Source organism: Chitinophaga qingshengii (assembly GCF_014529935.1).
GTDB classification, from domain to species: Bacteria; Bacteroidota; Bacteroidia; order Chitinophagales; family Chitinophagaceae; genus Chitinophaga; species Chitinophaga qingshengii.
This window is the reverse complement of record NZ_JACVFC010000001.1, coordinates 582,772-595,728: the sequence shown is the minus strand read 5'-3', so window position 1 is coordinate 595,728 and position 12,957 is coordinate 582,772. Positions and strand designations below refer to the sequence as shown.

The window sequence follows — 12,957 nt, the reverse complement described above, 5'->3', positions numbered from 1 at the left end:
TCAGCTCACCGCTTCAAAATTTTTAACTATGATAGACTCTAATCTCGCCGGTATAATAGATCTGCTCAAAGAAGCCAGCGATAGCGGTATAAAACTGTCTTTGGATAATGATAAACTCCTCCTGCATATGCATGAGGAGAAAGAGATAGATGAGCTGCTGCTGGACAAACTGAAAGAGAACAAAGAATACCTGATCGCCTATTTCAAAACATATAAAGCCGGTGAAGCAGACAAGGCGCTGCTCGCCGGTATTCAACCGTATGACAGGGAAAGCCTGCTGCGCGTACCACTTTCGTTTAGCCAGGAACGTTTATGGTTCATCGATCAGCTGGAAGGGAGCAGCGCACAATATCATGTGCCGGCCATCCTTCACCTGAAAGGCGCCCTGGAGAAAGACGCCCTGGAATATGCGCTGCATACCATTGTCAGCCGTCACGAGGTGTTACGTACGGTGATCACCGCTCATGAGGGAATAGCCTATCAGCATATACAACCGGCAGATGCCTGGCAGTTGACGACCGTTGATGATGATGCCTACCGAAACAACAAACCCCTGTTGCAATCCTATATACAGTCTTATGTCGCTGCTCCCTTTGATTTGCAGTACGACTATATGCTGCGGGCACAGCTGATTGTACAAGGCGTGGAAGACCATACGCTGGTGATCGTGATTCACCATATCGCGTCTGATGGCTGGTCTACCGGCATCATCGTTCAGGAGCTGGTGGAGCTATACCGCGCAGCGCTGGAGCGCCGGCCGGCCCAGCTGCCGTCACTGGATATCCAGTATGCAGACTATGCAGTCTGGCAACGGAATTATTTATCAGAAGAGGTACTGGACAAAAAAATAAGGTACTGGAAAGATAAACTCACAGGAGCGGCTACCTTACAACTGCCGGTGGATTTTACCAGGCCGGTGGTACAAAGCACGCGCGGCGACAGCAAAAGATTTCAGCTCAGTAAGGAACTGTCAGACAAAATACAGGCACTTTCCCTTAAACAGGAAACTACTTTGTTTATGACGTTGCTGGCCGCTTTCAAGGTGTTGCTGTATCGTTACAGCGGTCAGGAAGATATCTGTGTAGGTACATTGATCGCCGGCAGAACACAACAGGAAACGGAGGGGTTAATTGGTTTCTTTCTGAACTCCCTCACCTTACGCAGTGACCTGAGTGATAATCCTTCCTTTATATCATTACTGGAACAGGTAAAACAAACCACGCTGGGCGCTTATGAAAACCAGGATGTGCCCTTTGAAAAAGTAGTGGAAGCAGTGGTGAAAGAGCGGGACCTGAGCCGGAACCCGCTGTACCAGGTACAGTTTGTATTGCAGAACGTGCCGGAAGAACCTGCGCTGCAGCTGGGAGACCTGCAGCTGACGCTGGAAGAGGCGGCACATATCACCGCGCCTTTCGACCTCACCCTTTCCATGGAAGAAACGCCGGAAGGACTGAGCGGCCAAATCGTGTATTGTGCAGATTTGTTCAATGCTGCCACCATAGAACGGCTGATGGTACATTTTGAACTGTTGCTGGAAGATATTGTGGAGACACCGGCGCAACAGGTCGGTGCGTTGAACATGCTTACTTCCAAGGAAGCCTATGAGCTACTGGTGGAGTTTAACGACACCCAACGGGCATACCCTTCCGGAGAAACGATCCCGTCGCTGATCAGCGTGCGTTCCCGGCAAACGCCGGAGGCGACCGCCATTATTTCCGGGGATACGGCTGTTAGTTTCCTGGAGCTGGAAGAACGCTCCAATCAGCTGGCGCATTACCTGCGGGCGGTAGGTGTGAAGGAAGATACGCTGGTACCGCTTTGCATCGAACGCGGTCCTGAAATGATTATCGGCATATTGGGAATCTGGAAAGCGGGTGGTGCCTACGTGCCGGTAGATCCCGAGTATCCGGCTGCCCGTATCGGCTATATGCTGGAAGATTGCCGTGCCCGTGCCGTGGTGACCAGTACCTACGGGTTGCAGAAATTACCGCATCTGGCAGATACAGATATCATTGCGCTCGATGGTGGCCGGGTGATACTAAACCAGCAGAAGAAAAACTTCCCTGTCACGGCCCCATTGCAACCGAAATTATCTTATGTCATCTATACCTCCGGATCCACGGGCAAGCCGAAAGGTGTGATGGTAGAGCATCGTGGTATGCTCAATCATCTGTATGCCAAAATAAATGACCTGCATATCAATGAAAGAACAAAGCTGGCTTTTACCGCTTCGTATACATTTGATATTTCTGTGTGGCAGATGTTTGCCGCACTGGTATGCGGTGGACAAACAATTATCTATCCGGAAGAACTGATATTCCAGCCCGAACAGTTTATCCGGCATATCGATGAAGACCGGATTACTATCCTGGAGCTGGTGCCTTCCTACCTGGCAGCCTTGCTGCGGGAAGATACCGGTATTACCTTGCCGCACCTCGAATACCTGATGGTAACAGGAGAGGCCGTCAGTCAGCCGTTGCTGCAGCAATGGTTTGAGCATCCGCATTTCAGCAAGATACCCGTGGTGAACGCTTACGGCCCTACGGAAGCGTCAGACGATATCTGTCATCATATTATGCACAGCGCTCCTGCCGGGGCGAACGTACCATTGGGCAAACCGGTGCAGAACCTGCAGTTGTATGTACTGAATACTGCGCTGCAGTTATGTCCGGTAGGTGTTGCCGGTGAGATCTGCGTGTCGGGGATTGGCGTATCGCGTGGTTACCTGAACAGGGAAGCGCTGACAGCCGAGAAGTTTATCCGGAATCCTTTCAACCCGGACGGCGCCATGCGTATGTACCGCACCGGTGACCTGGGCCGGTGGTTGCCCGACGGTACCATCGAGTACCTGGGAAGGATAGACGAACAGGTGAAGATCCGGGGTTTCCGTATAGAGCTGGGTGAAATAGAAAGTGTGTTGCTGCAATGCCCGCTGGTGAATCAGGCCGTGGTGCTGGCGAAAGCAGACAAGGACGGAATTAAAAAACTGGTAGGATATATTGTGCCGGAAGGCCCGTTCCTGCGTGATGATATCATTCACTACCTGGAAGATAAGCTGCCGGAGTTTATGATCCCTTCGCTGCTGATGGAGATGGAAAAGCTGCCATTGACCGCCAACGGAAAAATCAACCGGCAGGCATTGCCTGACCCGGATATGTCGCTGTTGCTGACTACTACCTGGGTAGCGCCCCGTAACGCCACAGAAAAGCAGCTGGCGGATATCTGGCAGCAATTGCTGAACCTTGAACGGGTAGGGATATACGATAATTTCTTTAACATAGGTGGTCACTCGCTGCTGGCCATGCGGCTGGTAGCTGCTATTCGCCGGGAAATGAATACGGAGCTAACGATTAAGTCCTTATTCCTTTATCCTACTATCGCCGGACTGGCAGACCTGGTGCAGGCTGCCGGCGAAGGGCTGCAGCTACCACCCGTGGAAGCAGCAGAAAGGCCCGAACATATCCCATTGTCGTATAGCCAGGAACGTTTGTGGTTCATAGACCAGCTGGAAGAAGGTAGTACCCAATATCATCTGCCAGCCATTCTGCATCTCAGAGGAAAACTCAATAAAACAGCGCTGGCATTTTCTATACAGGGCATCATTGCCCGGCATGAGGTGTTACGCACGGTGATAGATACAGAAGGCGGTGTACCCTACCAGCGTATCCTGGAGGCAAGCGGCTGGGAAATGCCTGTCATAGATGAGCAAGATGCCGCCGCCATACAAACGAAGATTACCACATTGGTCAATATTCCCTTTGATCTCGCCGCGGATTATATGTTGAGGGCCAATCTTATTGTGCTGGGAGAGGAAGAACATATACTGGTGGTGGTTATTCATCACATCGCATCTGACCTCTGGTCCGCCGGTATCATCATCAAAGAACTGACAGAACGTTATGCCGCCTACGCCGAAGACCGTTTCCTTCAACAGGAACCATTGCCATTGCAATATGCGGACTACGCCATTTGGGAACGGACCTGGCTGACCGGCGATATACTGGATAAAAAATTAGCTTACTGGAAAGATAAACTGTCAGGCGTAACAACGCTGAACCTGCCTACGGATCATCTAAGACCGGTGATTCAGAGTACCCGCGGCGCCGGTAAAAAATTTGTGTTGGACCGGGAGCTGTCGGAACAATTGAAAACATTATCCTATCAGCAGGGCACCACTTTATTTATGACCCTGCTGGCAGCTTTCAAAGTATTACTCTATCGTTACAGCGGCCAGGAAGACATCTGCGTAGGCAGCCCTATCGCCGGCAGAACGCAACGGGAAACAGAAGTGCTCATCGGCTTCTTCGTCAATACCCTGGCCCTACGCAGTTATCTGGGTGGAGATCCTTCTTTCCTGACATTGCTGGAACAGGTGAAACAAACCACATTAAGCGCCTATGATCACCAGGAAGTGCCTTTTGAAAAAGTGGTGGAAGTGGTGGTAGCGGAAAGATCACTGAGCAGAACACCGCTGTTCCAGGTCATGTTTGACTTGCAGAGCACACCGGAAGAACAGCACCTGCACTTGCATGAACTGGAAGTTGTTTTGCAGCAGGCAGAGCGTACAACGGCACAATTTGACCTGAACTTTTCTATCAGCGATAGCGAAGCCGGTATCAGCGGAGATGTAAGCTGGTGTGTGGATTTGTTCACCGAGGCTACCATAGACCGGATGATAAGGCATTATGAGACTTTGCTGCGTGCCGTTGCTGCTTCACCCGCTTCGCAGATAAGCGGGCTGAATTTACTGACACCGGCGGAAACGCAACAGCTGTTATATGACTTCAATGATACCGCTGTTCCTTATCCTGCCGGTAAAACGTTTGTTGACCTGTTTGCAGCGCAGGTAGCGGCTACGCCGGAAGCAATTGCGCTGGTATTTGAAGACAGACAGCTGACCTACCAGGAACTGGATGAACAAACTAACCGGCTGGCACATTATCTTATCAGCAAGGGAGTTGTGCCGGATACGCTGGTACCGGTATGTATAGAACGTTCCATCAACATGATCGTCGCGGTGCTGGGCATACTGAAAGCCGGGGGTGCCTATGTGCCGGTCGATCCTGAATCGCCTGCCGGACGCATCAGCTATATGCTGGCCGACAGTAATGCAAAGCTGATCGTGACCAGCCGTTATGCCAGGGAAAGGATTCCTGCCGCTACTGCCGCTGATTTTGTGATCCTGGATGAGGAAGATGCCACTATTGCAGCCTTATCGTCTGCAAGACCATCGGTGCAACCGGCCCCGCATCATCTGGCCTATATGATCTATACTTCAGGATCTACAGGACGGCCTAAAGGCGTACTGGTGGAACATCTGGGTATGCTCAACCACCTGCTGGCCATGGTGAGTGAATTTGAGATGAATAGTACCTCTGTGGTAGCCTTTACCGCTTCCTATACTTTTGATATTTCGGTTTGGCAGATGTTGAATGCATTTATCTGCGGCGGCCGTACGATTATTTATTCGCAGCAGTTGATACTGCATCCGGCAGCATTGATAGCAGATGCCGACAGGCGACAGGTAACCCTGTTGCAGCTGGTACCTTCTTATCTTACCGCGGTATTGCATGAACATGCCAACGTTACGCTGCGTTCCGTACGTTACCTGCTGGTAACCGGAGAAGCCGTAACCAGACAGCTGTTACAGGAATGGTTTAGTCATCCGTTGTTCCGTACTATCCCGGTAGTAAACGCCTATGGCCCTGCGGAAGCCTCCGATGACGTGAGTTTCTACTACATGTACGAAGCGCCTGCCGCTGCCAATATCCCGGTAGGAGCGCCTATTCAGAACCTGCAGATTTACATCCTCGATAAACAGGGACAGTTATGTCCGCTGGGCATACCCGGGGAGATCTGTGTATCCGGTATTGGCGTAGCACGTGGTTACCTGAACCTCGAGGAGCTGACCGCACAGAAGTTTGTAGCAGATCCTTTCCGCAGCGGACAAAGAATGTATAAAACCGGCGACCTTGGCAAGTGGCTGCCGGATGGTAATATTGAGTTCCTGGGCCGTATGGATGACCAGGTGAAGATCCGCGGTCATCGTATTGAACTGGGAGAAGTGGAAAGTGTGATCGCTGAATCCGGACAGGTGCAGCAGGTAGTGGCAGTAGCCAAGCCTGATCATAAAGGATTACAGCGTCTGGTGGCTTACCTGGTACCGGATGCGGATTACGATAAAGGAGAAATGCTGGCTTTCCTCAAGGAAAGATTACCTGAATATATGCTGCCGGTGCTGGTAGAGCTGAATGCCCTTCCGCTGACGCCGAATGGTAAAATAGACAAACACGCGCTGCCGGAACCTGCTGCCGACGGGCAGCTGGCGCACCAGTATGTAGCGCCCCGCAACCGGCTGGAACAGGTGTTGATCAACAGCTGGCAGGAACTGCTGGGCGTACATCAGATAGGCATATACGATAACTTCTTCCAGCTGGGCGGTCACTCGCTGATGGCTATGCGCCTCATGTCAGTCCTTTTCCGTGAAACCGGTACAGAGCTGCCGGTGAAACGTTTATTCTTATATCCTACGGTAGCAGAGCTGGCCGCCTATGTACAACAGCAATCCCCGGACAAAAGCCGGCAGCTGCCGGTGGTAGAAGCCCTACCCAGGCCACATCGTGTTCCGTTGTCGTATAGCCAGGAACGTTTGTGGTTTATTGACCAGCTGGAAGGAAGCATACATTATCATATCACGGAAGTACTGCGGCTGAAAGGAAATCTTAATACGGAAGCACTCGCGTATGCCTTGCAGACCATTGTACAACGCCATGAGGTGCTGCGTACCGTTATCCGGGAGGAAAAAGGCGTGCCTTATCAGCGTATTCTCGATCGTCCCTGGGAACTGGCAGTGACAGATGAGCCCTTGTATAAAAAAGATAAAGGCGCTTTGCAGGCCTATGTACAGTCGCTGGTAGAAAAACCTTTCGACCTGTCAGCCGATCATATGCTGCGTGCGCACCTGATTGCGCAGGACAACAACGAATATGTGCTGGCGCTGGTGATACATCATATCGCTTCTGATGCCTGGTCGGCTGGTATTATTGTCAATGAGGTAATGGAGCTATACGCCGCCTATACGGAAGAACGGACGCCACAGCTGCCGCCTATGCACCTGCAATTTGCAGACTATGCTATCTGGCAGCGCAACTATCTGACAGGCGATGTGCTGGAGCATAAACTGGCCTACTGGAAAGAAAAACTGAGCGGGGTGGCGCCGCTGGACCTGCCGACAGACTTTGCACGGCCAGCCACACAAACCACCCGTGGCAGCAGTATTCTTTTCAGCATCGATAAAACACTGTCAGACCAGCTCTCACAGCTGGCGCAGCAGGAAGGAGCTACCCTCTATATGACCTTGCTGGCAGCGTTTAAAGTGTTGCTGTACCGTTACAGCCATCAAACGGATATCAGTGTAGGTTGCTCTGCTGCTGCCCGTCCACAACCCGAAATAGAAAACCTGATTGGCTTCTTTATTAATACCCTGGCATTGCGTAGCGACCTGAGTGATGGTCCGGATTTCCGGAAACTGTTGCAACAGGTGAAGGAAACTACCCTGGATGCGTACAACTACCAGGATGTGCCGTTTGAAAAGGTGGTGGAAACGGTGGTGAAAGACCGCGATCCTTCGAGAAGTCCGCTGTTCCAGACCATGTTTGTCATGCAGAATGTGCCGGGCGAAGAAGACCTGAAGCTGGGAGAGGTGATCTGGTCCGGAGAAGACGTGCCTATCACCACCGCCAAATTCGACCTCACTTTCTTCGTAGCAGACGAACCCGCAGGGCTACACGTAAATGCAGTCTATAAAAGCGATCTGTTTAAGGAAGAAACCATTGCCCGCATGGGCGATCACTATGTAGCCCTGCTACAGGCCATCGTGGCCAACCCTTCACAAACAATTGATGCACTGCCGATGTTGTCTGCTGCGGAGGAAAAGGAACTACAGGCTGCTTTCCATACCACTGTTCCTTATCCGCTGGATAAGACCTTTGCTGACCTGTTTAATGCGCAGGTAACGGCTACGCCGGAAGCGACTGCGCTGGTATTTGAAGATATACGGCTTACCTATCAGCAGTTGAATGAACGCGCTGATCAGCTCGCGCATTACCTGCATCAGCAAGGTGTACAACCCGGAACACTGGTGCCTTTATACGTGGAAAGATCTGCCGCGATGATAGTGGGTATACTCGGTATTATCAAGGCAGGTGCGGCCTATGTGCCGATAGATCCGGATTTCCCGGCGGACCGTGTAGCGTTTATACTGGAAGATACCCGTGCACAGCTATTGGTCAGCGATAAGCCCTGCAAAGCGAAACTATCTGCAGTGGATATCCCGGTGATAACGCTGGATGGAGATGAGACCGCCATCACCCTTGCGGATGGGCGTGTGCCGGCGACGTTGCCCGCACCGGACGATGTAGTGTACGTGATTTATACTTCCGGCAGTACCGGCAAACCCAAAGGCGTTACGGTCACACACCGCAACCTGATGGATTATATCTTCGGCCTGAGAGCCGCATTGCCGCTACAGCATAGCCGTTCGTTCGGATTATTGTCCAGTATCGCTACGGACCTGGGTAATACCGTGCTGTTCCCGTCGCTGTTGAGCGGAGGTAGTTTACATCTCTTCTCCAAAGAAATGATCAGTGATGGTGAATTGCTGGGTAACTATTTCGCTGCCCATCCGATAGATTGTATCAAGATCGTAGCTTCCCACTGGCGAGCATTGTCTGCTGACGGAAGATTATTGTTGCCGGAGAAGTTGCTGATATTTGGCGGCGAAGCGCTGGAAACGGCCACCATACATACTATTCGTGCCGCGGGTTGGAAAGGAACGATTGTGAACCACTATGGTCCGACGGAAACGACTATCGGAAAACTGCTGCACGTAGTGAACGATGATACCCCCTATGGTCATTATATTCCCGTTGGCAGGCCTTTCTCCAACACCCGTTTATATGTGCTGAATGACGCCGGCAGGTTATGCCCGGCGGGTGTTCCGGGGGAACTGTATATCGGCGGAGACGGCGTAGCAACGGGTTATTTGTACAATGAAACCTTAACTGCCGGTCGTTTTGTGGACGATCCGTTCATCGCCGGCAGTGGTAAACTATATCGCACCGGCGATCTCGTAAAGGTATTGCCGGACGGCAACCTGTTATTCGCCGGTCGTGCGGATGACCAGGTGAAAATCCGTGGTTACCGGGTAGAGCTGGGTGAGGTAGAGAAAGCGCTGTTGCAGCGGGGAGGTATCTCCCAGGCCGTGGTAGTAGCACGCGGGGAAGACAGTGACAGCAAGCGGCTGATTGGTTATCTCACCGTGGAAGATACCTTCGACCAGGAGAGCATCGATACCTGGCTGGAGCAACATTTGCCGGATTATATGATTCCTTCCGCCCTGGTGGTACTGGATAGTTTTCCCTTATTAGCCAATGGTAAGGTAGACAGAAAAGCGCTGCCTGATCCGGCATTGACTGTAACAGGAGATGGATATGTGGCGCCGGAAACGCCTTTACAGCAAGTATTGGCTAAAATCTGGGGGCATTTGCTCGAAGTAGAAGAACCGGGTATCCAGGACGATTTCTTTGCCCTCGGCGGACATTCGTTGCTGGCTATCCGTGTGGTATCTGCTATCAGAAAAGAGTTAGGAGTAGAAGTCGCGATCGGCGACATCTTTGATTATCCTACCATCGCACTGTTGTCCGGCCGATTGTCGGCACAAACGGACATGCTGCGCACACCACAACTGGCGGCGGGCGCCAGACCTGCGCTGATCCCGCTTTCGTACGGACAGGAACGTTTGTGGTTCATTCACCAGCTGGAAGGCAGCGTGCAATACCATGTTCCGATGGTGCTGAGAATGAAAGGTGCTTTGCAACCGGAAGCGCTGGCCTATGCGCTGCGTACGACGATTAACCGCCATGAAGTATTACGTACCGTCTTCGTTCAACAACACGGAACGCCTTACCAGCACATCATGGGGCCTGATAAGTGGGAACTCGGAATAATAGACGGAGAACAATATGCGGATGATCCTGCTGCGCTGAAGACATTGATCACCGCACTGACAGACCGGCCGTTTGATCTGACAACAGACCATCTGTTGCGCGCACAGCTCATCACTTTACCCCAACAGGAATTTATCCTGGTATTAACCCTGCATCACCTGGTATCCGACGAATGGTCGCATGGTATTATGTTACAGGAGTTTCTTGCACACTACGCCGCCTTTGTGCAGGGTGCAACAGCGCAGCTGCCGGATATCTCCGTTCAGTATGCGGATTATGCTATCTGGCAACGGAAATACCTCAGCGGTGAAGTATTGGCCCGCAAGCTGGCATACTGGAAAGAAAAACTGGAAGACGTGACCGTCCTGAATCTGCCGGCAGATTTCACCAGGCCAGCGGTGCAAAGTAACCGGGGAGCCCTCCGGTCCTACGCTATCGGAAAGGAAACAACGGCTCATTTACTGCAACTCAGCCAGGAACAGGGAACTACCTTGTTTATGACACTGCTGGCGGCGTTCAAGGTATTGCTGCACCGGTACACCGGTCAAACGGATATCTGCGTGGGTACGCCTGTTTCCGGCAGAACACAACAGGAAGTAGAAGGACTGATAGGATTCTTTGTCAACACACTGGCCTTGCGCAGTGATCTGAGTGACAATCCTTCTTTTACTGCATTGTTGCAGGAAGTAAGAACTACTTTACTCCGCGCCTACGATCACCAGGATGTCCCCTTTGAGAAGATCGTGGAAACGGTGGTGAAACATCGGGACCTCAGCAGCAGCCCCGTTTTCCAGGTGATGTTTGTATGGGAAACCAAAGAAAGCGGCAGTCCTTCTCTCTCCGGAGTACAACTGACGCCGGAAGCATCGGAGCACACTTCCGCCAAATTTGATCTCACCTTTTTTGTATCGGAAAACGACGGTGGTTTGCAGGTAAATATTGAATACTGCACCGACTTGTTCAGGGAAGACACCATCAGACAGTTGTTTGCCCACTTTGAACAGTTGCTGCGCAGCATCACTTTATCACCGGCAGAGCGTATTGATACGTTGCCGCTGTTTGGCGAAGAAGAACGGCGTTATCTTTTATCCTCGCTCAACGATACGGCTGTTAAATATCCCGCAGTGAAATCGCTGCCAGCCATGTTCGCCGCGCAGGTTGCCAGCAATCCGGGTGGCATCGCCGTGGTGCTGGGAGGGGAGCAGCTCTGCTACCGCGAACTGGATGAACGTTCCGGTAAACTGGCGGCCTATCTGCGCAACAAAGGCGTCACAGCCGGCACATTAGTACCGGTATGTATTGAAAGGTCACTGAACATGATCGTCGGTATATGGGGGGTGCTCAAGGCGGGTGGCGCTTATGTTCCCGTAGACCCCGAATATCCGGAGGCGCGTATCCGTTATATGATCACCGATACGGCGGGTCCGGTTATATTGAGCAGCAGCAGTTGCGCTGCGAAAGTGAAACTATCATCCGGTGCAGACATCATTGAAATAGATAAGGAATGGGCGACTATCGGTGCCGGACCGGTATTATCTGCCGAAGAAACAGTAACGGCGCCGGTAGCTTATGTCATCTACACTTCCGGTACTACCGGTAACCCCAAAGGCGTGGAAATGCCTTCCAGCGCCATGATCAACCTGTTGCAATGGCAGCAGGGGCAGATGAACACTTCGCTCAGCAAAAGGATACTGCAGTTCGCCAGTCTGAATTTTGATGTGAGCTTCCAGGAAATATTCTCCGCTCTATGTCTGGGACATACTTTGTTCCTCATAGAAGAAAGTACGCGCCGCGACGCGGGTGAACTGTTGCGGCAGATCCGGCACTACCGGATCAATTATCTCTTCCTGCCTTACGTGGTGCTCAAGAGCCTGGCGGATTATGCCAAAGCCATCTCCCTTTATCCCGCTTCGCTGGAAATCATCTTTACGGCAGGGGAGCAACTTAGGCTCAGCGCTGATATCAAGGCGTTGCTGGATAACACGGGCGCTACGCTCTATAACCATTACGGCCCTACGGAGGCGCATGTGGTCAGCTCTTATGAAGTCGCTGAAACAGACTTCGCGGAAAGGTTGCTTCCACCTATCGGCAAGCCCATCAGCAATACCTCCCTTTACATCCTCGATAGCCGCGGAGAGCTATGCGGCAGAGGCATCCCCGGCGAATTATATATCGGCGGTGTGCAGGTGGCTAATGGATACCTGCATCAGCCGGAACTGACGGCGAAAAAATTTCTGGCCGATCCTTTCAGTGCCCATCCGAAAGCCCGGATGTACCGGACAGGAGACCTGGCCCGCTGGCTGCCGGACGGTAATATCGAATACCTGGGCCGTATAGACGACCAGGTGAAAATCCGTGGTTACCGGATAGAGCTGGGTGAAGTGGAAAGCGCCCTGCAACAATGCCCGCTGGTAAACCAGGCCGTGGTACTGGCTAAAGCGGATAATAACGGCTTCAAGCGGCTGGTAGCGTATATCGTGCCGGAAGGCAGTTTTGATAAGGACGCCATAAGGCTTTACCTCAACAGCAGGCTGCCGGAATATATGGTACCGTCGCTGCTGGTGAAGCTGGACAAACTGCCGCTGACCGCGAATGGTAAGGTGAATAAAAGAGCATTGCCCGATCCGGCAGCAGATGAACTGCTGACCTCCGAATATCTCGCGCCCCGCAATGAGAAAGAACGCCAGTTGGTGAACATCTGGCAACAACTGCTCAACGTAGAACGGGTGGGTATCAAAGACAACTTCTTTGAACTCGGCGGACACTCCCTGCTCACCATGCGCCTGATATCTGAAATCAGGGAGGTATTGCAGATAGAAGTGCCGGTGGGACTAATTTTCCAGCTCCCTACCATTGAAGGGTTAAGCAGGCATCTGCAACTCCATCAACAGGATACACTCACACCCGCTAAGGATGTGAAAACTTTTAAACTCTAATCATGCGCCCGTTT

1 protein-coding gene is annotated in these 12,957 nt (G+C 51.9%); it reads left to right on the top strand.

The window, feature by feature from the left end:
• The first annotated feature begins 28 nt into the window (after window positions 1-28).
• The gene (locus ICL07_RS02110) at window positions 29-12,943 is read left to right on the top strand and encodes a non-ribosomal peptide synthetase (protein ID WP_188086296.1); all 12,915 of its coding nucleotides are present in this window, start codon (window positions 29-31) and stop codon (window positions 12,941-12,943) included.
• The last annotated feature ends 14 nt before the right edge of the window (window positions 12,944-12,957 follow it).